We start from the raw sequence: 20,924 nt of genomic DNA, 5'->3' as shown, positions 1-20,924 counted from the left end.
ACCGTTTGCACTCATGTAATCTTCATCTTTGTTTAATTATTTAAACTTCGCCGCACTACAGGAGCAAATTGATAGCATTCCGTTCATTATTGCGTCTCTTTGGGCTTAAACTGACGATTAGCTCGCTTTATTTTGCCGTATATTCTAGATAATATTGAGGCTAGCCGGAAGAGGTTTTAATGGTTGAAAGCGGTATTGTCGAGCTGTCTAACAGGAGGAGCATCCATGGAAACCTGCACCATCGAAAACTGTTTAAAGCCCCTTAAAGCCAAAGGACTTTGCTCCATGCACCATCAACGTATGCTCAGGCACGGCGACCCGAACATGGTCAGACCGCGGCGAGTCAAAACATTCGTGCAATGCAAGTGGGTGAACTGCGCCGCGCCAGCCATTACGAAAGGATTATGCCCCAAACATTATTATATTTACCGCGTCACGCAAGCCACGCTTTTGTAGATTTCATGAAGATTACGTCGAATTGTGAGGTATTTTGACATACACCTACATTTACGAGTGATGTTCTATGAAAATCCACTATTTCTTTCTCAAAGAACCATGTATAATAAGCGTATAATTCTTCCTGGGGGGTGATGCTGCGCATGGTGGCAACGATGCACTTGGGCTTGTCCGAGGGAGATGTGTACCTGTTCAATCAAGGTACGGCATACCATAGCTACCGGTTTATGGGAGCTCATCCGCTGACGATCGGCGGAGTCCAAGGGGTCCGATTCGCGGTATGGGCGCCGAATGCGTCCGAGGTTCGCGTCATCGGGGAGTTCAACCGATGGAGCGGAGCGGCGCACCGAATGGAGAAGCTCGGGACAACGGGCATTCACGCGTTGTTCGTTCCGAAGCTGATGCCGGGCGAGCTCTACAAGTACGAGCTGGTTACGCGCGACGGCAAGTCCGTCCGAAAGTCCGATCCGTACGCGTATTATTCCGAACGAAGACCGGGAACGGCTTCGATTGTCGTGGATAACGGCGGGTACGAATGGGATGACGCCGCCTGGATGGCGAAGAAAAAGACGAAAGCCGCCTATCATCATCCGCTTTTGATCTACGAAGCGCATGCCGGTTCGTGGAAAATCAAAGGCAAGGAACATTATTACACCTACGAAGAGCTTGCCGACGACCTTGTGCCTTACGTGGCCGAGATGGGTTACACGCACATCGAATTGATGCCGCTCACCGAACATCCGCTCGACCAGTCTTGGGGGTATCAAGTAACGGGCTTCTTCAGCCCCACAAGCAGATACGGCACGCCGCTGCAGCTGAAGAAGCTGGTAGACTGCTGCCACCGGCTAGCCATCGGAGTTATCCTCGACTGGGTTCCCGGACACTTCTGCAAGGACGATCACGGCTTGCGTTTGTTCGACGGCACGCCAATCTTCGAAGGGGCCGATCCGAACCGCGCGGAGCTTCCGCTTTGGGGAACGCTTGCATTCGACTTCTCCAGGCATGAAATATGGAGCTTCCTGATCTCGAACGCCATCTACTGGATGGATATGTTCCACATCGACGGACTGCGAGTCGACGCGGTCGCGAATATGATCAACCTGCATATGGATAAACCGCCTCATATGCGTACCTACAACGCTTATGGCGGCAGAGACAACTTAGACGCTCTGCGCTTCCTCAAAAAATTGAATGAAACCGTGTTTCATTACTACCCCGATACGTTAATGCTTGCGGAGGACTCTTCCGCTTGGCCAGCCGTTACTACACCGACCTACAAAGGCGGCCTTGGCTTTAATTTCAAATGGAATATGGGCTGGATGAACGACTCCCTTCGTTATATGACGATGCATCCGGCAGATCGGCCGCAGCACCACCATTTGATTACCTTCTCTTTATGTTACGCCTTCTCAGAAAACTATGTTCTACCGCTGTCGCATGACGAAGTCGTGCACGGCAAACGTTCCTTGCTGGACAAAATGCCAGGCTCGTACGAGGAAAAATTTGCGCAGCTTCGGTTATTTTACGGCTATTGGATAACGCATCCCGGCAAAAAGCTGCTGTTCATGGGCGGCGAATGGGGCCAATACGACGAATGGAAAGACCAAGACATGCTGGACTGGATGGTGCTCGAATACGACTCGCACCGGAATATGCTGGGTTATGTCAAGACGCTCAACCATACGTACCGCATGCTGCCCTCTCTCTGGGAACGCGACAGGGATCCCGAAAGTTTCGGCTGGATCGACGTACATAACGCCGCCCAGTCTGTCATATCGTATATCCGTTACGGACTTACGAGCTATTCGATCATCGTCATCAACTTCTCCTCGCAAAACTACCAAGATTACCGCATAGGCGTTCCGGAGCAAGGGATGTACTGCACGCTTCTCCATAGCAATTCCCGGAAGTACGGCGGAACGGAATCGGACCGCAATGCCTGCTACAGCACCGAAGACATCGCGTGGCATGGCCGCAACCAAAGCATCTCGATTCACTTGCCCCCACTTACATTCATGCTGCTTACTCCATTGCCGGGGGACACACTTTGACAAGGAGCTGGTGTCCATGGTCCGTAAAGAAATGATAGCAATGCTGCTTGCTGGTGGCGAAGGAAAGAGGCTCGGCGTGCTGACCAAGGATTTGGCGAAACCGGCCGTTTATTTCGGCGGCAAATACCGGATCATCGATTTCACCCTAAGCAATTGCGCCCATTCCGGCATCGATACGGTAGGCGTTCTAACGCAATACCAGCCGCTTGAGCTGAACCGATATCTCGGAATCGGCAGCCCGTGGGGTCTTGACCGCCGAGACGGCGGGATGACCATTCTGCCTCCTTTCGTGAAGCAGAAGGGCGGCGTGTGGTACAAAGGAACGGCGAATGCCATCTATCAGAATATGTCGTTCATCGAACGTTACAACCCGGAATACGTTCTTGTCATCTCAGGGGATCACATTTACAAAATGGATTACGATCTGATGCTGCAGCATCACAAGCGCAGCGGAGCCGACGTGACCATCGCCGGACTTCAGGTCGATTGGAAGGAAGCGAGCCGGTTCGGCGTCATGCACGTCGACGACGAAGACCGGATTACCGCATTCGAAGAGAAACCAAAAAATCCGACTAGCAATATCGCCTCGATGGGCGTTTATATTTTCACATGGAAGACGCTGCAAAAACATCTGATCTACGACGAAGCGAACCGCAATTCCAGCAATGACTTCGGCAAAGACATTATTCCGACGATGATGAGGGAAGGAAGACGGCTGCACGTTTATCCGTTCAAAGGCTACTGGAAAGACGTCGGCACGATCGAAAGCCTATGGGAGGCTAACATGGACCTGCTCGCCGATGAGCCGCCGCTCGACCTGTACGATCCCGATTGGCGCATCTACTCGGTCAACCCGAATCGTCCGGCGCAGTTCACTTCGCCTTCCGCCGTCTTGACTTCGTCAGTCGTCACCGAGGGTTGCGTGCTGGAAGGCAAGGTCGACCGATCAGTCTTGTTCTACGGCGTCCACGCGGAGAAAAACACGGTCATCAGCGAATCCGTGATCATGCCGAACGTCCGCATCGGCAAAGGCGCCCGCATATACCGCTCCATCATCGGCGAAGGAGCCGTCATTCAAGCCGGGGCTACGATCGGCGATCCGAACGACGATTCGATAACGGTAGTCGCCGTAGAACAGTACGTTACGAACGATCACATGGTACTGGAGGTGGAGCCGTCATGAAACATCGCATTATGGGCGTTATCAACTTAATTCACGAAACGGATGAGCTTGGGCCGCTTACGCAAGGCAGATGCCTGGCGACGGTGCCGTTCGGCGCCAAATACCGGCTCATCGATTTTGCATTATCGAGCATGGTCAATTCGGGAATTAGCAAAGTGGCGGTTTTCGCGCATACGAAATACCGCTCGCTGATGGATCATTTGGGCTCGGGCAAACATTGGGATCTTCAGCATCGCCAAAGCGGATTGTTTGTTCTGCCTCCTGCGACGGACGATCTTTTGGAAGTCAGCCGGGGAGACTTATATCATTTTTATCAACAAAGAGATTATTTCAACCGATCCTCACTCGAATATATCGTCATCACGCGCAGCCACATGGTATGCAACATCGACTTCGAGAAAGTGCTCGCCTTCCATCAAGAAAGCGAAGCGGACATCACCGTCGTCTGCAAGGAGCAAACGGGTCCGATGCTGGGCAAGGCGCGCAAGGTCAAAATGGAGCCGGATGGCCGCGTGACGGAGATTCAGGAGCATTTCGGCAGAATGGAGAGCGACATCAGCTCCATGGAGATGTACGTCATGCGCAAGGAGCTGCTGATGGATCTCGTCGAGACTTCGCTCGCTCAAGGGCAGGATCATCTCGTACGCCACGCGATTTTCTCGAGACTCAGCCAGCTGCGCGTGTACGGATACATGCATGAAGGATATCTCGGAATCGTCAATACGTTAGACAGCTACTATGAACATAATTTGAATCTCTTAAACCATGATGTATGGCGAGAGCTGTTCTTCATGCCGGGGCCGATCTATACGAAGGTCAAGGATGAACCGCCGACCCGTTATGCCGCAGGCTCCAAAGTGACGGGCTCGCTGATCGCGAACGGGTGCCGGATTGAAGGCACGGTCGAGAATAGCGTTATTTTCCGCGGCGTTCATGTCGAGAAAGGTGCCGTCGTCAAGGACAGCATCATTATGCAGAACGGTTATATCGGGCGGAGCAGCTTTGTTCAATTCAGCATCATGGACAAGGATGTGCGTGTCGAAGCGGGCAGGGATATTCGCGGCGCGGGCTCGTCGCCATTCATGGCAGCCAAGAGAAAAATCATATAAAAAGACAATTGAGGGTTCAAATAGCCCAGTTTTCAGCACCGAGAAGATTGAAAGAAGCTAGGAAATGAGGAGCGGAGCGTAGTGATAGCTACGTGAGCACCGGAAGTTCCGGCTGAATTCAATATTCGATGTCGAATACGCTACTCGGAATACTTCGTGATCAAAAGTGGGCTTTTGAACATCCTCTAGGAGGAGGTATTGGAGAGATGAACATTCTGTTTGCATCCTCGGAGGCGGTGCCGCTGGCGAAGACCGGCGGTCTCGCTGATGTCGCGGGCGCGCTGCCGAAGGCGCTGGGCAAATACGGCGCCGACGTACGGGTCATCCTGCCGAAATACGAGGAAATTCCTTTGCATTATGCCGAACAGTTCGAGCTGATCGCCGAATTCCAGGTTTCGTTCGGTTGGCGCAATCAATATTGCGGCTTGCATAAGGGTACGATCGACGGCGTTACGTATTACTTGATCGACAACGAGTTTTATTTCAAGCGCAGAGGGCTGTACGGATACGGCGACGATGCAGAACGGTTCGTTTTCTATTGCTTCGCGGTCATGGAAGCTGCGCGGTTTATGGATTTCCGACCGCACATCGTTCACTGCCACGATTGGCAGGCGGGTCTCATCCCGTTCCTCCTTCGTACGCGGTACGCCTTCGATCCGGCATGGGCATACGCGAAATCGGTGTTCACGGTACATAACCTGATGTACCAGGGTCTATTCAGCATGGATCTCCTGAAGGAGCTGACAGGCGCGGGGGACGATTTGTTCGGCTGGGACGGACTCTCGCATCGCGGCGGCGCCAGCTGCATGAAAGCAGCCCTGGAGTTTGCGGACAAGCTGACGACCGTCAGCCCCACGTACGCGCACGAAATCCAAACCGCGTATTACGGCGAGCAGTTGGATGCTGTTCTCCGTTACCGCTGCGAGGATCTTCGAGGCATCGTGAACGGCATCGATACGGAGCTGTTCGATCCGATGAACGACAGCGCCTTGCATTCGCCATACCGCAATTCCATTGGCCGAAAGCGCAAGAACAAACTCGATCTGCAGCGAGAGCTGGGCTTGCCGGAATCGGCGGACATCCCGATGATCGGAATCGTCTCGAGACTGGTGGAGCAAAAGGGCTTCGATCTTATTGCCGCGATATTGGACGAGCTGCTGCAGGAAGATGTGCAGCTGGTCGTGCTTGGCGCCGGAGAACGGAAGTACGAGGAGCTGTTCGAGGAAGCGGCACGCAACTATCCGGACAAAGCGGCGATCTGGCTGGGCTATAGCGACCGGATGGCACGCAGAATATACGCGGGCTCGGACATCTTCGCCATGCCGTCCAAATTCGAGCCTTGCGGGCTGAGCCAGCTGCTGGCGCTCCGTTACCGCTCCGTGCCGGTCGTTCGCGAGACCGGAGGACTGCGGGACACGGTACAGGCCTTTAACGAAAATACTGGCGAGGGCAATGGTTTTAGCTTTGCGAACTATAATGCACACGATTTTCTATATTCGATCCGAAGGGCGCTTGACTTCTATCGGGAAGAGGAGGTCTGGAAGAGAATCGTCGAAAATGGCGCACGAAGCGATTACAGCTGGAATGTATCCGCCAAGGCATATATGGACGTTTACGCAGAGCTTACCGCGCATCGAAAGGAGAACGAGCCATGGCCCGTCATCTTGTAATCGGCAACGGAAAAATGCTGCTTAATCTGGACCGGAATTGTTACATCCGCGACATCTACTATCCATACGTCGGCCAACTTAACCATGTTGGAGGGCATTATTGCCGCTTCGGAATATGGGTTGACGGCCAATTCTCGTGGCTGGACGATCCCGAATGGAGCATCGACCTGGATTATATCCAGGAGTCGCTCGTGACGAACATCACGGCCAGACATGCGCGGCTCGGAGTCGAGCTCTATATGAACGACGGTATCCACCAGAGGGAATGCATTTATATTAAGCGGGTCGTCGTGAGGAACAAGTTCCATGTATCCAGGGAAGTGAGGCTCTTCTTCCATCAGGATCTGATGATCGAAGGTTCCGAAGTAGGCGATACGGCCGTTTATTACCCTGAGAACCATACGCTTTACCATTACAAACGATCGAATTACTTCATGTTCAACGGCGCCTCCGACGAAGGCGGCATGATGCAGTATTCGACAGGCATCAAACGGTTCCAGTCCGCGGAAGGCACGTGGAGAGACGCCGAAGACGGCATACTCATGGGAAATACGATTGCCCAAGGATCGGTCGACAGCACGATCAGCTTTCGCTCCGAAGTGGAGGAGCAAGGGGAAAAGACGTTCTATTACTGGATGTCGATCGCGAAGAACCTGGAGGAAGTTAAGGAACTGAACAAATACGTGCAGGACAATCATCCGGAGAAACTGCTCAGCCGGATCGTCATTTATTGGAACCATTGGCTGCGCCGGGCAGAATCCGATCTGGGGGACTTGCCGCTGGACGTGAAGAAGCTGTTCAAACAAAGCTTGCTGCTCGTCCGTACGCAGGTCGACGAACGCGGCGCCATCCTGGCCGCCAACGACACCGATATCCTGCAATACAATCGCGATCATTACAGTTATATGTGGCCTCGCGACGGCGCCTTAATCGCGGAGGCGATGTCGATGGCCGGCTATCAGAGCGTCATCGCGCCGTTCTTCCACTTCTGCGCGACGGCTTTGTCTCCGGAAGGTTATTTGTATCACAAGTACAACCCCGACGGAACGGTGGGCTCGAGCTGGCATCCGTATATCGTCCAAGGCAGCAGGCGCCTTCCGATTCAAGAGGATGAGACGGCGCTCGTTCTATTCGCCTTGTGGCAGGATTACAAGCGCAACGAGGTCATCGAGCTGCCTCAATCGCTCTACAGTAATCTGATCCGCAAGGCCGCATCGTTCTTGAGCGAGTACATCGAACATTCCTTGTCCTTGCCGAAGCCGAGCTACGATCTGTGGGAGGAGCGATACGGCATCTGGACGTATACGGCCGCATCCGTATACGGCGGCTTGATGTCCGCGGCATACTTCACGGATTTGTTCGGCGACTACGAGCGAAGCGATCACCTGAAGCAGACGGCCCAATCGATCAAGCAAGGAATGCTCGAGCATCTATGGGATGAAGATTCCGGCCGATTCGCTAGGGGGCTTATTCAGAAGGACAACCGCTGGGTGAAGGATATGACGCTCGAGAGCAGCCTGTTCGGAGTGCTGGAATTCGGCGTCCTGCCGGTTGACGACGAACGGGTCGTCAAGACGATGTTGTCCATCAAGGAAGGGCTTCGCGTTCGTACCGATATCGGCGGCATCGCGCGCTACACCAACGATTATTACTTCCAGCAATCCGGCGAAATCGACAAGGTTCCAGGCAACCCATGGATCATCTGCACGCTGTGGGTCGCGAACTTCGAGATCGATTCGGCGAAATCGCTGGAGGAGCTTAGCGGTCCTCGCGAGACGCTGGAGTGGGTGGCTGACCACGCGCTGCAGAGCGGATTGCTGCCGGAGCAGTTGAACCCGTACGACGGTTCGCCGCTGTCGGTCGCGCCGCTGACCTGGTCGCACGCGACCGTTGTCCAGAGCGTTTGCAAGTACGCCAAGAAGTACAAGGAACTTCAGCTGCTAGGCATATAAAACTCGTGTTCAAAAAGTCCAATTTTCAGCACCGAGAAGATTGGATGAAGCTAGAAAATGAGGAGCGGAGCGTAGTGTAGGCTACGTGAGCACCTGCAATGTTTCCGAAGGAAACATACTTCGAAAGCATACGCTTGTTTCGGCTGAATTCAATATTCGACGTCGAATACGCTTCCTGATTTACTTCGTGATCAAAAGTGGACTTTTTGAACAACATCTAAAACAGACCGGCGAAGGTGATTACCTTCGCCGGTCTGTTGTCCGTTCTAAGGAAGTGCCTTCGAGATCGGATTCGTCCGCGAATTGCCGGATATGTTTCACCCTGGCCTCGCCGACGACGGAATAACTGTTGCCGATATGAAGGCTGGAGGAGGAGCTTAACGCGATGACGCTGACGCAGCCGACGGAAATGCGCGGCGAATGGTTGCAGCGCCGATAGCTCAGCGCCCGGCCGGATTCGAATTCGGGATCGCGCAGCACCGGCCAATCCCGGGAGAATACGGGGTAGGATTCGAAGTAGGCTTCCCCGGCGCTGGAATGGTCTTCCTTCCGCTGGACGGCGATCGCGTTCAGCTTCGCGTTCGTCGAGCCGCGATCGCCGATCTGGACCGTCGAGGCGGAGGCTAGGCTAATGAGGCTGATCATGCCGACTTGAGACGTTCGCACGGGGATGCAACGCCCGTAATCGAAGGAACGGCTCATAGAATATCGGTCACCGTCGTCTCGCCGAGACCGGTCTCGGCGTCTTCCGGCTCCGGAAGAGGCACAAGCGCTCCGACGATGACAGATTCCGGCGGCGTGTCGAACATCGAATAAAGCGCCATATGGTTTGTATCCCCGACTTGCAGCAAGGAAGAGCTGGCGACGCCGAGCACTTCGATGCGGCCGACGCATAAGCTATGGTTATGCACTTTAAAATTAAGCATGGTGATCATCCTTCCGGTTGCACGACGTTCGCTTTCAGTTGGCGCATGTATGCGCCGATGGCGGCCTCGGCATCCCGTTTCGTTTTCTCGAATATCCGTTCCGTCATTTGGCCCGGACTGCTGCGCAGCTGCTCCTGCTCTTCCTTGGTGAGCTGCTGGATGTAGTGATGGATCCGCGCCGGCAGCTGTTTGCGCACGTCTTCCAATACGATGCGGCGATGATGGGGATCAAGCGGCAGCTCCAGCTCGAGCTCATGGCTGAGAAGGCGCTGCTGGCCTTCGGACGACACATAGCCGTCCACCCGGTTCGCGAGCTCCCGGTACGGTCCTTCGGGCTGCGTCATCGTCGACTGGGCGGACGGATAATAATTCGGTTCGTCTCCTACCGTGAACTGTTCGACGTTGCCGGTGCCCGGTAATTGTTCGGTGCCGTCTCCTCCGGGAAGCGTCATGCCGATGTTCAGCGTCCCCTCTAGCTTCTCGACCTTCAATTGGTCGAACCGGTATTCGATGCTTTCAATGTTGTAGGTCGGTTTCGCTTCCAGCGCTTTGAGTTTTCCTTGAATCTGAGCGAGCTGCGCTTCCAGCCGATCGATCTGCTGCTGCTGCTGAAGCAGCCTGCGCCCGACTTCGGCCGACCAGTCATGCCAAGGATTCATCTCGTTCGGATCCTTCATCGCGCCATTCCTCCCATATAACTAAGTCTGGTCAGGCCGCGGCAGCGGAACGAACGAAAGCGGGTCTTCCTCCGTCAATTCAGGCGCCGGTCCGGTAAATCCTCCGGTGTTGTACATCTGGGACAATGATCGGATCGCCCCTGCGCTGCCTACCTGAAGCACGGAACTATTCGATACGCTGTCCACATGCAGCGAATGAATCGTAATATACTGATGAATGGTCCAGTTCATACGATATTAACCCCGTTCGGCACGTTCGTATTGTCTTGCAAATCCGGATCTAGCGAATTGGTGGCGCTGACCGCATTGTTGGAGTTCGTTAAGCTTCCCGTCAAGAAGGAGCCCGAACCTGCGTATGTCTTGGAGTTGCTGGAAGGAGACACCTGGACCGTATCGCCGAATTGGACGATGGAGCCGCCTCCGGTGCTGACGATCTTCACAAAACCGACAACTGCTGGCATTTGTATCACCCTCTATATTCACAATGGTATGTAATATCCTATGCGGCATTCGCCCAGACGTTACCGATGGGCGAGTGTCCCGGAGCAGGAATTGTGCATAAGATAAGGCAATGGAAGCGAAGACTGGGGTGAAAACGACATATGGCATCGAAATGGGAAGAGCTGGAGCGGTGGATGGAGGGGCAGCATTTGCCCAAAGGATTCGAGGTCATCCGCGAGCCGGATTGGGTCGAGAAGTTTGTTCGAAACTTGATGACGAAAGCGTTGCCCGAAGCATCGGACCGGATATCGGATGCCCGCGCACCGGGCATTGCCGAAACGAAATCGTTTATTACGGTTCAATATCGGCTGCCGGCCGGGTCGGGCAGAGGGGATATCCAGCTGTACGTGCGGGAAGACCGGCTTCGCGTGGTCGATCGGGCAAGCGGCAATCGGGAGCTCATCCCGCTGCCGATGCTGGTGAAGCCGCGGATCTGCCAAGCGGCGGTCAAAAACGGGATATTGTATGTTAAACTGCGCAAACGTCCATCCATGTCCAAATACGTCGAGCATTCCATTCGATGGTAGAGAAGAAGGCTGACGACAACAAGCGTGCAGGGAGCGCAGCCCGAGCACGCTATTTTTGCGTTCCCGGATCATTTTTGATCGAGTGAGAGCTTGCCGGTCGATGACCTCAATTGTCACGAAATCGACGGACTTTGGATGTGTCGGCGGCTGGATAATCGATAATATTTTTCGTATAATGGCTAGTAAAGTGTTCATATTGGGTCGATAAGGAGTGTCGTCGGTGACGTTGGTAGATGTCAGCAGTGTTTCCGCCTCATTATTTATTTTGGGCGTGGTCTTCCTGCTATTGATTTTTGGTTTGCTCAGCTTCGGCATCTTGCGCATGTTCCAGCAGCGGTTCCGCGCCGGGTGGTACAGCTTCGCGGGAGCGATCGTCAGTTTTAGCGTCTTTATGTTCATTCTGAATAAGTGGTATTTATAAAACGGAGGCTGCCTCGTGGTTTGGACTGCTATATGGTTTATAATGAATATGCTGTTTGTCGCTTCCTTGATCGCGTTCCTGTTCATGCACCGCTCGCATGCGATGGCCGCGCAGCAAGGCGAGGGAGCCGGTAGAATACTGTTGCTGAAGCGTCGGAAGCTCATTGCGGGCGTAGTAAGCGCCGTTTTTTTCGCTGCGATGTGCGCCAGCTTCCTCATTAATATGAGATTGAACGGGTAAGGACTCTCATTGACGGGAGTCTTTTTTTTCGGCATTATGAAGAGAAAGCAAATAATCATTGTTCTTAAAGTCCGGTTTCAGTAACAACCTCTAACAGATTCGGAGGATCGTTTATGCATACGGTAGAGGAAATTGTCGCCCGCATGTCGAGCCAAGGGCTACGCGTGACGGACCAAAGGAAAACGTTGGCCAAGCTGTTCGCGGATTCGCCGGGATATTTATCCCCTAAAGATGTATATGAATTTATGGGCAAGACGTATACCGGCCTTAGCTTCGATACCGTCTATCGCAATCTGCGCGTCATGGAAGAGCTTGGCGTCTTGGAGCAAGTCGTTTTCGAGGAAGGCGTAAAGTTTAAGCTCCATTGCAGGGAGCATGACCATCATCATCATCTCATCTGCTTGCAATGCGGGCTTACTTATCCGATCACGTTCTGTCCAATGGTTCAAACTGCCGTTCCGGATGACTTCCGCGTCGTGAAGCATAAATTCGAGGTATTCGGTTATTGCGGAACTTGCGAGCAGGAAGAGACGGCAACGCAGCCTTAAGAGGGGGACGAACCCATGAGCGGCAAGTCCGAACGAAATCACAAGCTATCCTCTTCAGTCGGCAAAAGGTGGTCGAAGGCGCTAGCGCAGGCGCCAATCGTGTTCTACAGGAAAGCGATATCGCCGCTCAAGCCGCCGACCTGCCGATTCTACCCGACCTGCTCGGCTTACGCGCTTGAAGCGATCGAGCGGCACGGAGCCGCGCGCGGAGGCTGGCTTGCCGCCAAACGGATCGCGAGATGCCATCCGTTCCATCCCGGCGGCTACGATCCGGTGCCGGAGCCGAAGCCGCGAAGATCCGGCGTCGGCAGCCAATAGCGTAGCAGTCTGTGCAATGGGCATGCGTGACCTTGACACGGCATGACGATTTTGAGTATAGTAACATCATATCAGCATTGCCAGCGAATGGATAAGTAAAGCGTGGAACCTTCCTAGAGAGCCGGGATCGACGGTGCAAGCCGGCAAGGGGAAACGCTCGAAGATGGTCCGGGAGGCATCGCTTTCGAGCCAGGACGCGAATGTTCGGTAAGGGAGTGGCGCGGCGCCAGCGTTAACGGCGGCTGCCGTCTGCACGGACGGCGAACGAAGCAGTCTGATCTTGAAATCCAACGGCGCCGCGCGAAATGCGACGGAGGCTTGCGTGATTCGGAAAGACTGGAATTTGGGTGGTACCGCGTGAGCACAGCTCTCGTCCCATGATGGACGGGGCTTTTTTTGTGTTTATTTTTGGATTCAGGTACGATTCTCTACACCATAAACGGGAGGAATTTCGATGGGAAACAAGAAGAGCTTCTATATTACAACTCCGATCTATTACCCCAGCGACAAGCTGCATATCGGCCATGCGTACACGACGGTGGCCGGCGATGCGATGGCGAGATACAAGCGGCTGCGCGGATACGATGTCTGGTACTTGACAGGTACGGACGAGCACGGCCAGAAGATCGAACGCAAGGCGAAGGAAAAGGATCAAACGCCTCAGCAATTCGTCGATGATATCGTCGTAGGCATCAAGGAACTATGGAAAAAGCTCGAAATTTCGAACGACGATTTTATCCGCACGACCGAAGAGCGTCACAAGACAGTCGTCGAGAGCATTTTCAAGCAGCTGCTTGAGCAGGACGATATCTACAAAGGCACGTATGAAGGCTGGTATTGCACACCTTGCGAGTCGTTTTTCCTGGAGCGCCAGCTCGTCGGTGGGAATTGTCCAGATTGCGGCCGTCCGGTAGAGCTTGTCAAAGAGGAAAGCTACTTTTTCCGGATGAGCAAATACGCGGACAGACTGCTGCAGCATTACGAGCAAAATCCGTCATTCATACAGCCGGAGTCCCGCAAAAACGAAATGATCAACAACTTCATTAAGCCGGGTCTCGAGGATCTGGCCGTCTCCAGAACGACGTTCGACTGGGGCGTCAAAGTGCCCGGAGATCCGAAACATGTCATCTATGTCTGGATCGACGCGTTGTCCAACTATATTACGGCGATCGGCTACGGCAACGAAGAAACCGACAGCTTCAAGCGATATTGGCCGGCGGACGTCCATCTGGTTGGCAAGGAGATCGTCCGTTTCCATACGATCTATTGGCCGATCATGTTGATGGCGCTGGGCTTGCCGCTGCCGAAACAAGTGTTCGCGCACGGCTGGCTGCTTACGAAGGAAGGCAAAATGTCGAAGTCCAAAGGCACCGTTGTCGACCCGGTCGTCCTGATCGACCGTTACGGACTGGATGCCCTTCGATATTACTTGCTGCGCGAGGTACCGTTCGGCGCTGACGGCGCTTTTACGCCGGAGAACTTCGTGGAGCGGATCAACTTCGATCTCGCGAACGATCTCGGTAATTTGCTGAACCGTACCGTTGCGATGATCGACAAATATTTCGACGGCGTCGTTCCGCCTTTCGCGGGTTCCGTTACGGCGTTCGACGAGCCGCTGCAGAAGCTGGCAGCCTCTACGATCCAGCAAGTTGAGGACGCGATGGAGCGGATGGAGTTCTCCGTTGCGCTGACCGCTTTGTGGCAGTTCGTAAGCCGCACGAACAAGTATATTGACGAGACGCAACCTTGGGCGCTTGCCAAGGACGAGGCGAAACGAGGCGAGTTGGAATCGGCAATGTATCATCTGGCCGAGTCGCTGCGCTTGATCTCGATTATGCTGCAGCCATTCCTGACGCATGCCCCGCTCGAAATGTGGAAGCAGCTCGGCTTAAAGGAAGGTGAACTGACGAGCTGGGACAGCATGAAGGCGTTCGGCCGGACGCCTGGCGGCACGCGGGTGAGCAAGGATGCGCCGCTGTTCCCGAGGCTGGAGACGGAAGCCGAGGCTGCTTTTATCGCGGCTTCGATGAGCGGCGGAACCGTGAAAGAAAAAGAAAGCGGCTCCGAACAGGAAACATCCGCCGCACCCGAACAGTCCTCAAGCCCTCGTCCGGAAGAGAAGCCGGAGATCGGCATCGACGACTTCGCCAAGGTCGAGCTTCGAGTGGCGCAGGTTCTGTCTGCCGAGCCCGTGCCGAAAGCCGACAAGCTGCTGAAGCTGCAGCTGGATCTCGGCTACGAGAAGCGACAGGTCGTATCCGGCATCGCCCGTTATTACAAGCCGGAAGAGCTTGTCGGGCGCAAAGTCATCTGCGTAACGAACTTGAAGCCCGTTAAGCTGAGAGGCGAGATGTCGCAAGGGATGATCCTTGCCGCATCCGAAGGCGATCAGTTGACGCTCGCTACCGTGCCGGACAACATGCCGAACGGGGCTATCGTCAAATAATAGCAGGCCAAAAGCCGTTCCTCTATCGATCCGATAGGTATGGAACGGCTTTTTTTGGCGTATGGCTGTAGGTAGGCTCCTTACATAGAGTAGAGAAATAAGAAAATCCGTGTTGACAAATGCAAAGCGACGGTCTTATAATTCTAAAAGTAATCATAACGATTACTATTAAGCAGATCGGAGAACCTAATCCTATGACTTTAACGAAACCAATACACAAATCGCGCCTCATTATCGCAATGATGCTGTCGGCATTGCTGCTTGTCGCGGGCTGCGGCGGGAACGATTCGAATAACGGCGCTACGGCAGAGAACGGCGCTACGGCAGAGAACGGCGCTGCGGCAAAGAACGGCGAAGCGGCTGCAGACGCGGGCAATGCAGCGTCCGATGAGGCGAAATTATCCGTCGTGACAAGCTTCTATCCGCTCTATTACCTGGCATCGGAGATCGGCGGTGAGCATGTCGAGGTGACGAACCTGATCGCTTCGGGCGTGGAGCCGCATGATTGGACGCCCAAGAGTCAGGATTTGAACAAAGCGTCCAAAGCCGAGCTGTTCCTGTATCACGGAGCTGGATTGGAAACGTGGGTGGACGACTTCATGAAAGGATTGTCCGGTGACAGCAGCGTCGTCGCGAAGGCGATGAGCGATGGCATTACGCTTATCGAAGGTGGGGACGAGGGTGAAACGGATGGTCACGAGCATGAAGAAGAAGGACACGAGGAACATGCGGATCACGAGCATGCCATCGATCCTCACACATGGGTGAGTCCGAAGTCGGCGCAAGTCCTGGCGGAGAACGTGAAGAACAGCCTCGTCGCCGCGGATGCCGGACATGCAGCGGATTACGAGCAACGTTACGCGGCGCTGAAGAGCAAGCTGGACGTGATCGACACCGACTACACGTCCAAGCTTGGAGAAGCGACTCAGAAGAACATGGTTGTCTCCCACCAGGCCTTCGGATACATCGCAAGGGATTACGGCTTGAATCAAGTGGCGATCTTGGGGCTGAATGCGGACGCGGAGCCGAGAGCCCAGGATATTCTGGAAATTGCCAAGTTCGTCAAGGCCAATAACGTAAAGGTCATTTTTTTCGAGGAGCTCGTGTCGGATCAGATGGCCGTCATGCTGGCGAACGAAGCGAACGTGGACACGATGGTGCTGAATCCGCTGGAAGGTTTGACGAAGGAGCAGGAAAAAGCAGGCGTCACCTATTTGAATCTCATGCAATCCAACTTGCAAAATCTAGTGCAAGCATTACAATAGAATAGATAATGATCAAAAAATCGGAGCTGTCTCAGCTCCCTTTTTTTGCCGCAAGGAGCGAGTGGAATGCCAATCGAAAGCCAGACCGATGCGACTAGCGAAAACTGTCGCAATCATAATGACGTGATTACCTTAGACGGCGTATCGTTTGCCTATCAACATAAGACGGTGATGGAAAACGTAAGCTTCAGCGTGAAAGAGCGAGACTTTATCGGTCTCATCGGTACGAACGGAGCGGGCAAAACGACGCTGCTTCGCATAATCGTAGGCCTGCTAAAGCCTAGCGCCGGACAGATCCGTTTATTCGGCCAACCGATTGACAAGTTCAAGCAATGGGACCGAATCGGCTACGTGCCTCAGCGGAATGCGTTTAATCCCCAATTTCCGGCAACGGTGAGAGAGGTTGTCTTATCGGGGCTGTTCGGCCGTCGGAAGCTGTTCAAGCGGCTGTCCAAAACCGATTATACGAAGGCGACTGACGCAATGGACGCAATGGGCATTAAGGATCTCGAAGAGAAACGGATCGGGCAGCTGTCCGGCGGCCAGCAGCAACGAGTGTTCTTGGCTCGGGCGCTTATCAACGCCCCGTCGCTGCTCATTCTGGACGAACCGACCGTAGGCATCGACGCGGAGACGCAGGAAAGTTTCTTCCATATGATCAAACATATGCATCAGCACCATAATATGACGTTCTTGATGGTGTCCCATGACATGGAGATGATCCGGGGATATCTAGGAAAGGAGCCGGCGTCCAGCGCGGGCAAACTAAACTTCTACATCAAACATTCCCACGAAACCCAGGACTGCGTCGAAAGCAATTTGGCGCATAGCCTCAAAGGGTTGCGTGAGCAGATGGAAAGCGGGAAAGAGGTTATTCGGATTGGAAATTTTAACTAGCGAGTTTTTCCAGAAGGCATTGCTTGGCGGATTGTTTATTGGGATAACGGCCCCGCTCGTCGGGTTGTTCCTAGTGCTGCGGCGATTGTCCATGATCGGGGATACCATTTCTCATGTTGTCATCGCCGGCGTTGCACTCGGCTTCCTGGTTCGCGTGTATCCGTTGCTGCTTGGCATTGCGTTCGCGATCGCGGCGTCCTTTGCCATCGAGAAGCTGCGGAAGGCATATAAGTCATACGCGGAGTTATCGCTGGCGATCATGATGTCCGGAGGCGTGGCGTTGGCATCCATTCTGTTCACGATGGGAAAAGGATTCACAATGGATGTGAACAGCTACCTGTTCGGCAGCATTTATACGCTAAACAGCACGGATCTATGGATCATCGGCATCGTGACGGCCGCGGTTCTGCTCGTCATCGGCACGCAAGTGAAGGAGTTATTCCTCATTACGTTCGACGAGGAGGCGGCGTCTGTCAGCGGCTTGCCCGTTCGATTCTACAATGTTATGATTAGCGTGCTTACGGCACTTATCATTAGCGTCTCTATCAAAATCGTAGGAGCTTTGCTCGTTTCCGCGCTGCTTACGATACCGGCGGCATGCAGTTTAATCATTGCGAGAAGCTTCCGGCAAAGCGTCATCGCGGTCGTCGTCATCGGGGAATTCGCCTTATTGTTTGGCTTGATCATTGCCGGCGTATGGAATCTGGCTCCCGGCGGGACGGTCGTATTGCTATTGATCGCGATTCTGCTGCTGATGTTGTTGTTCCGCCGCGGGATCCGCATGGGCGGATAACAAGGATTGTTGAAAGGTGGTTATTTGGTGTCTGACATGAATATTTGGATAGCGCTGGGAGCGGGATTCGCATCATTTATCTCGCCCTGCTGCTTGCCGCTGTACCCGTCCTACCTGTCGTACATAACGGGCATTTCCGTAACGGAGCTCAAAGATGCGCAGCTATCGAAGGGCAAGCGGATGCTGATGATGTCGCATACGCTGTTTTTTGTGCTTGGCTTCAGTACCGTCTATTATACGCTTGGATACGGAACCAACGTGTTCAGCGAGTTTTTTAGCGAATATAACGCCCTCATCCGACAATTATCCGCTATCCTGATCATTTTGATGGGATTATTCCTCATCGGCATTTTCAAACCTCAGATGCTCATGAAGGAGCGCCGCATGAATTTGGTGCCCAAGCGGGCAGGATATTTCAGCTCGTTTGTCTTCGGCGTTGGATTTTCGGCCGGATGGACGCCTTGCACGGGTCCCGTCCTGACCGCGATATTAGGACTTGCCGCTTCCGAGCCGGGAACTTGGTTCGGGCTGACGACCGCATACTCGCTTGGTTTCGCCATTCCGTTTTTCGTCTTGGCGTTTTTCCTTGGGACTGCGCGATGGATCTTAAAATATTCCCAAACCGTTATGAAGATCGGCGGTGGAGTCATGATTCTGATGGGCATCCTGCTGTTTACCGACCAAATGACCAAAATCACGATCTGGCTTAACCTGATTACGCCGGAATGGCTGAAGTTCTAGGCGATGTGAAGTTGCAGCAAACAAAACCACAGTGTATGATACATAGAGTGCGTGTTCAAACAGCCTGGTTTTCAGCACCGAGAAGGTTGAAAGAAGCTAGGAAATGAGGAGCGGAGCGTAGTGATAGCTACGTGAGCACCGGAAGTTCCGGCTGAATTCAAGATTCGATGTCGAATAGGCATCCGGATATACTTCGTGATCAAAAACGGGCTTTTTGAACAACCGTTTAGAGTAAAACCGCGTTCAAGGTGCGAGCGCGAGGTAAGGAGGCTTTCGCGAGTGCCGACTCCGAGCATGGAAGATTATTTGGAAAGAATATATAAGCTGATCGAAGAAAAAGGATATGCGAGAGTTTCTGACATCGCGGAAGGGCTGGAGGTTCATCCTTCGTCGGTTACGAAGATGATCCAGAAGCTGGATAAGGACAACTATTTGATTTATGAGAAATACAGAGGTCTTGTCCTGACGAATAAAGGCAAAAAAATGGGCAAACGGCTAATGGACCGCCACGATTTGCTGGAGTCTTTCTTATCCATCATTGGGGTGCAAGAAGAAAATATTTATAAAGATGTGGAAGGAATCGAACATCATCTCAGCTGGGATTCCATTACCTGCATCGAGACGCTCGTGGAATATTTCCGCAGGGACGGCAGTAGGCTGGACGAGCTTCGGGCGCTGAGGAACGAACTCGAAAGCGACTGACCGATACATATCGATAGAGGCTTTTCAGCTGTGCAATCCGAAGAAACCCAAAACATTTCGCAAACGAAAAAGGCCGCCGGATCCAATTTGATCCGGCGGCCTTTTGGCATATTTCGCTAATGATATTTTGGTGTATCGTCATCATCCTTACCGCCCTCAATGACGCGGAACGGAACCGTTCTGGAGCGTGACTTGTCTTTCTTCGACTTGGCAGGCGCCGATTTGCGCGGGGCGAACGGATTGCGGTCGCGCTTCGCGTAACCGCCGGAGCTTCCCCTTCTTAGGAAGGAGGGAGGGAATTTGTAGAGCAGGAAAATGCCTCCCAGTACGATAATCGGTAGAAGAAAATTGAACGGATTGCTGCTCATCAAGCCGTCCACGAATCCGATCACGAACAAAAGCGCCACGACGATCGCGGCGATCATCCAGCCTTTCGATCTGTTACGCATGTTACCACGCCTTTCCGTACAAGGGGATTAATAGTTAAGGTTAAATCGCTTTCGGCGGGTTCGCCGGCATGCCCGATCGAGCCGCGGCTTCGCGATCGAGCTCCAGCATCCGGTTAAAGGAAGCGATCGATACTTTCACTTGCTCGTCATTCGGTTCCTTCGTCGTCAGCAGCTGCAGCCAAAGCCCCGGGAATCCGAACAGCCGGAGTACGGGCACTTCGCGAACGGCGTTCGTGAGACGCAGCACTTCGTAGGAGAGACCGAGCACAACCGGCAACAACAAGATCCGAAGATAGATTCGTTCCCAAATCGAATCCCAAACGAATATCGGAAGCGAGTAGACGACGACGCCTACGATAACGGTGAAGACAATAAAGCTGGAACCGCAGCGATAATGCAGGCGGCTGTACTTTTGGACGTTCTCGACCGTCAATTTCTCGCCCGCTTCGTAGGCGCTGATCACCTTATGCTCCGCGCCATGATACTGGAACAACCGTTTGATGAGCGGAGTCATCGAAATAAAGTACAGGTATGCTAGCAGCAAAATGATTTTGATGAGTCCTTCTAATAGATTATGACCGACATTGCTTTCGAATAACTGCTTGAACAACGCTTCTTCGATCGCTGCCGGCACGGCCGTGAAGATCAGCTTGCCGAAGATGAACGATAATACGCCCGCGACCGCCACGCTGACGACCATGCCAAGACTGAAGCCCTTCTTCTCGGGAGCAGCCGGCTTAGCATTCTCCGCAGCGCCTTCTTCGACGCTCTCGTCTTCCGCGTACGCTTCCATGGAGAAGTTCAGATGCTGAGAGCCTTTGGCGCTCGATTCGACGATGCCGACGACGCCGCGGAGCAACGGGATCTTTTTTAATGCGGTAACCCAACGTTTAGACGTTCTCGGCACCTCGTAAAATTCGATTTCGTCGTTTTTGCGCCGAACGGCCGTTACGTTGACGTGTTTGCCCGCGAACATCACGCCTTCGATGACGGCTTGTCCGCCATAGATATTTCTAGCTTCCTGAGGCAAATGTATGTCACCATCCTTGAAT

Annotated in this window: 24 protein-coding genes; 17 read left to right on the top strand and 7 right to left on the bottom strand. The window is 53.4% G+C overall.

The annotated features are described in order from the left end of the window. The first annotated feature begins 225 nt into the window (after positions 1-225). The 6 genes from RB620_RS16810 (at position 226) to RB620_RS16785 (ending at position 8,421) form a co-directional block, all read left to right on the top strand. On the top strand, positions 226-456 hold the full coding sequence (locus tag RB620_RS16810; protein ID WP_308096190.1) for a hypothetical protein: 231 nt from the start codon (positions 226-228) through the stop codon (positions 454-456). A 143-nt stretch (positions 457-599) separates the two neighbouring features. After that, positions 600-2,507, top strand: coding sequence for a 1,4-alpha-glucan branching protein GlgB (glgB, locus tag RB620_RS16805; RefSeq protein ID WP_308096189.1), 1,908 nt, complete (start codon positions 600-602; stop codon positions 2,505-2,507). 16 nt (positions 2,508-2,523) lie between these two features. Next, positions 2,524-3,690, top strand: coding sequence for a glucose-1-phosphate adenylyltransferase (locus RB620_RS16800; protein ID WP_308096188.1), 1,167 nt, complete (start codon positions 2,524-2,526; stop codon positions 3,688-3,690). Then, positions 3,687-4,799 (top strand): glucose-1-phosphate adenylyltransferase subunit GlgD, encoded by a 1,113-nt coding sequence (glgD, locus tag RB620_RS16795; protein ID WP_308096187.1) that lies wholly within the window; start codon positions 3,687-3,689, stop codon positions 4,797-4,799. The genes RB620_RS16800 and glgD overlap by 4 nt, the downstream gene beginning before the upstream one ends. Positions 4,800-5,005: 206 nt before the next feature. Next, positions 5,006-6,469, top strand: a complete 1,464-nt coding sequence (gene glgA / locus RB620_RS16790; protein WP_308096186.1) for a glycogen synthase GlgA — start codon at positions 5,006-5,008, stop codon at positions 6,467-6,469. Beyond that, complete coding sequence (locus RB620_RS16785) at positions 6,451-8,421, top strand: glycoside hydrolase family 15 protein (protein ID WP_308096185.1); 1,971 nt, start codon at positions 6,451-6,453, stop codon at positions 8,419-8,421. Before glgA ends, RB620_RS16785 begins: the two co-directional genes overlap by 19 nt. Before the next feature lie 240 nt (positions 8,422-8,661). On the opposite strand, the gene RB620_RS16780 is transcribed toward RB620_RS16785, so the two are convergent. The 5 genes from RB620_RS16780 to RB620_RS16760 are packed head-to-tail and all read right to left on the bottom strand — an operon-like array spanning position 8,662 to position 10,485. Beyond that, complete coding sequence (locus RB620_RS16780) at positions 8,662-9,087, bottom strand: spore germination protein GerPE (RefSeq protein ID WP_308096184.1); 426 nt, start codon at positions 9,085-9,087, stop codon at positions 8,662-8,664. Positions 9,088-9,119: 32 nt separating this feature from the next. Then, positions 9,120-9,347 (bottom strand): hypothetical protein, encoded by a 228-nt coding sequence (locus tag RB620_RS16775; RefSeq protein ID WP_308096183.1) that lies wholly within the window; start codon positions 9,345-9,347, stop codon positions 9,120-9,122. A gap of 5 nt (positions 9,348-9,352) precedes the next feature. Further along, positions 9,353-10,024 carry a spore germination protein GerPC gene (gene gerPC, locus RB620_RS16770; RefSeq protein ID WP_308096182.1) on the bottom strand — a complete coding sequence of 224 codons (672 nt, stop codon included), beginning with the start codon at positions 10,022-10,024 and terminating at the stop codon, positions 9,353-9,355. A gap of 21 nt (positions 10,025-10,045) precedes the next feature. Continuing rightward, a complete protein-coding gene (locus RB620_RS16765; RefSeq protein WP_308096181.1) occupies positions 10,046-10,255 on the bottom strand; it encodes a spore germination protein GerPB in 210 nt (69 codons plus the stop codon). After that, positions 10,252-10,485 carry a spore germination protein gene (locus RB620_RS16760; protein WP_308096180.1) on the bottom strand — a complete coding sequence of 78 codons (234 nt, stop codon included), beginning with the start codon at positions 10,483-10,485 and terminating at the stop codon, positions 10,252-10,254. Before RB620_RS16760 ends, RB620_RS16765 begins: the two co-directional genes overlap by 4 nt. Before the next feature lie 141 nt (positions 10,486-10,626). Here RB620_RS16760 and RB620_RS16755 point away from each other — a divergent pair, with 141 nt between their 5' ends. The 11 genes from RB620_RS16755 to mntR all read left to right on the top strand — a co-directional run bounded on the left by RB620_RS16755 (position 10,627) and on the right by mntR (position 19,423). Further along, complete coding sequence (locus tag RB620_RS16755; protein WP_308096179.1) at positions 10,627-11,052, top strand: Hsp20/alpha crystallin family protein; 426 nt, start codon at positions 10,627-10,629, stop codon at positions 11,050-11,052. A 220-nt stretch (positions 11,053-11,272) separates the two neighbouring features. After that, positions 11,273-11,473, top strand: a complete 201-nt coding sequence (locus RB620_RS16750) for a hypothetical protein (RefSeq protein ID WP_308096178.1) — start codon at positions 11,273-11,275, stop codon at positions 11,471-11,473. A gap of 15 nt (positions 11,474-11,488) precedes the next feature. Next, positions 11,489-11,713, top strand: coding sequence for a hypothetical protein (locus RB620_RS16745; RefSeq protein WP_308096177.1), 225 nt, complete (start codon positions 11,489-11,491; stop codon positions 11,711-11,713). A gap of 113 nt (positions 11,714-11,826) precedes the next feature. Continuing rightward, complete coding sequence (locus RB620_RS16740; protein ID WP_308096176.1) at positions 11,827-12,261, top strand: Fur family transcriptional regulator; 435 nt, start codon at positions 11,827-11,829, stop codon at positions 12,259-12,261. A gap of 15 nt (positions 12,262-12,276) precedes the next feature. After that, positions 12,277-12,579 carry a membrane protein insertion efficiency factor YidD gene (gene yidD, locus RB620_RS16735; protein WP_308096175.1) on the top strand — a complete coding sequence of 101 codons (303 nt, stop codon included), beginning with the start codon at positions 12,277-12,279 and terminating at the stop codon, positions 12,577-12,579. A 454-nt stretch (positions 12,580-13,033) separates the two neighbouring features. Next, positions 13,034-15,025 (top strand): methionine--tRNA ligase, encoded by a 1,992-nt coding sequence (gene metG, locus RB620_RS16730; protein WP_308096174.1) that lies wholly within the window; start codon positions 13,034-13,036, stop codon positions 15,023-15,025. 194 nt (positions 15,026-15,219) lie between these two features. Continuing rightward, complete coding sequence (locus tag RB620_RS16725; protein ID WP_308096173.1) at positions 15,220-16,290, top strand: metal ABC transporter solute-binding protein, Zn/Mn family; 1,071 nt, start codon at positions 15,220-15,222, stop codon at positions 16,288-16,290. 66 nt (positions 16,291-16,356) lie between these two features. Then, positions 16,357-17,187, top strand: a complete 831-nt coding sequence (locus RB620_RS16720; RefSeq protein ID WP_308096171.1) for a metal ABC transporter ATP-binding protein — start codon at positions 16,357-16,359, stop codon at positions 17,185-17,187. Beyond that, positions 17,171-17,980: a metal ABC transporter permease gene (locus RB620_RS16715; RefSeq protein WP_308096169.1), complete on the top strand. Its 810-nt coding sequence runs from the start codon at positions 17,171-17,173 to the stop codon at positions 17,978-17,980. Before RB620_RS16720 ends, RB620_RS16715 begins: the two co-directional genes overlap by 17 nt. Before the next feature lie 27 nt (positions 17,981-18,007). Continuing rightward, a complete protein-coding gene (locus RB620_RS16710; protein WP_308096167.1) occupies positions 18,008-18,721 on the top strand; it encodes a cytochrome c biogenesis CcdA family protein in 714 nt (237 codons plus the stop codon). A gap of 279 nt (positions 18,722-19,000) precedes the next feature. Continuing rightward, a complete protein-coding gene (mntR, locus tag RB620_RS16705) occupies positions 19,001-19,423 on the top strand; it encodes a transcriptional regulator MntR (protein WP_308096165.1) in 423 nt (140 codons plus the stop codon). 116 nt (positions 19,424-19,539) lie between these two features. Here mntR and RB620_RS16700 read toward each other — a convergent pair whose 3' ends face one another. Together RB620_RS16700 and RB620_RS16695 are read right to left on the bottom strand one after the other, a co-directional pair. Next, positions 19,540-19,872, bottom strand: coding sequence for a hypothetical protein (locus RB620_RS16700; protein ID WP_308096163.1), 333 nt, complete (start codon positions 19,870-19,872; stop codon positions 19,540-19,542). 40 nt (positions 19,873-19,912) lie between these two features. Beyond that, the gene (locus tag RB620_RS16695; protein WP_308096161.1) at positions 19,913-20,902 is read right to left on the bottom strand and encodes a DUF1385 domain-containing protein; all 990 of its coding nucleotides are present in this window, start codon (positions 20,900-20,902) and stop codon (positions 19,913-19,915) included. Positions 20,903-20,924: the final 22 nt, after the last annotated feature.

Origin of the sequence: Paenibacillus sp. LHD-117 (assembly GCF_030929555.1) — a bacterium.
In the GTDB taxonomy this organism is placed as follows: Bacteria; Bacillota; Bacilli; order Paenibacillales; family Paenibacillaceae; genus Pristimantibacillus.
This window is presented reverse-complemented; position numbering and strand designations above follow the sequence as displayed.

Excerpts from the sequence above, each read along its gene's own strand:
- yidD (WP_308096175.1), top strand. The coding sequence starts at position 12,277 with ATGAGCGGCAAGTCCGAACGAAATCACAAGCTATCCTCTTCAGTCGGC.
- glgD (WP_308096187.1), top strand. The coding sequence starts at position 3,687 with ATGAAACATCGCATTATGGGCGTTATCAACTTAATTCACGAAACGGAT.
- RB620_RS16775 (WP_308096183.1), bottom strand. The coding sequence starts at position 9,347 with ATGCTTAATTTTAAAGTGCATAACCATAGCTTATGCGTCGGCCGCATC.
- metG (WP_308096174.1), top strand. The coding sequence starts at position 13,034 with ATGGGAAACAAGAAGAGCTTCTATATTACAACTCCGATCTATTACCCC.
- RB620_RS16755 (WP_308096179.1), top strand. The coding sequence starts at position 10,627 with ATGGCATCGAAATGGGAAGAGCTGGAGCGGTGGATGGAGGGGCAGCAT.
- RB620_RS16760 (WP_308096180.1), bottom strand. The coding sequence starts at position 10,485 with ATGCCAGCAGTTGTCGGTTTTGTGAAGATCGTCAGCACCGGAGGCGGC.
- RB620_RS16720 (WP_308096171.1), top strand. The coding sequence starts at position 16,357 with ATGCCAATCGAAAGCCAGACCGATGCGACTAGCGAAAACTGTCGCAAT.
- RB620_RS16800 (WP_308096188.1), top strand. The coding sequence starts at position 2,524 with ATGGTCCGTAAAGAAATGATAGCAATGCTGCTTGCTGGTGGCGAAGGA.
- RB620_RS16785 (WP_308096185.1), top strand. The coding sequence starts at position 6,451 with ATGGCCCGTCATCTTGTAATCGGCAACGGAAAAATGCTGCTTAATCTG.
- glgB (WP_308096189.1), top strand. The coding sequence starts at position 600 with ATGGTGGCAACGATGCACTTGGGCTTGTCCGAGGGAGATGTGTACCTG.
- RB620_RS16810 (WP_308096190.1), top strand. The coding sequence starts at position 226 with ATGGAAACCTGCACCATCGAAAACTGTTTAAAGCCCCTTAAAGCCAAA.
- gerPC (WP_308096182.1), bottom strand. The coding sequence starts at position 10,024 with ATGAAGGATCCGAACGAGATGAATCCTTGGCATGACTGGTCGGCCGAA.
- RB620_RS16725 (WP_308096173.1), top strand. The coding sequence starts at position 15,220 with ATGACTTTAACGAAACCAATACACAAATCGCGCCTCATTATCGCAATG.
- RB620_RS16700 (WP_308096163.1), bottom strand. The coding sequence starts at position 19,872 with ATGCGTAACAGATCGAAAGGCTGGATGATCGCCGCGATCGTCGTGGCG.
- glgA (WP_308096186.1), top strand. The coding sequence starts at position 5,006 with ATGAACATTCTGTTTGCATCCTCGGAGGCGGTGCCGCTGGCGAAGACC.
- RB620_RS16765 (WP_308096181.1), bottom strand. The coding sequence starts at position 10,255 with ATGAACTGGACCATTCATCAGTATATTACGATTCATTCGCTGCATGTG.
- RB620_RS16740 (WP_308096176.1), top strand. The coding sequence starts at position 11,827 with ATGCATACGGTAGAGGAAATTGTCGCCCGCATGTCGAGCCAAGGGCTA.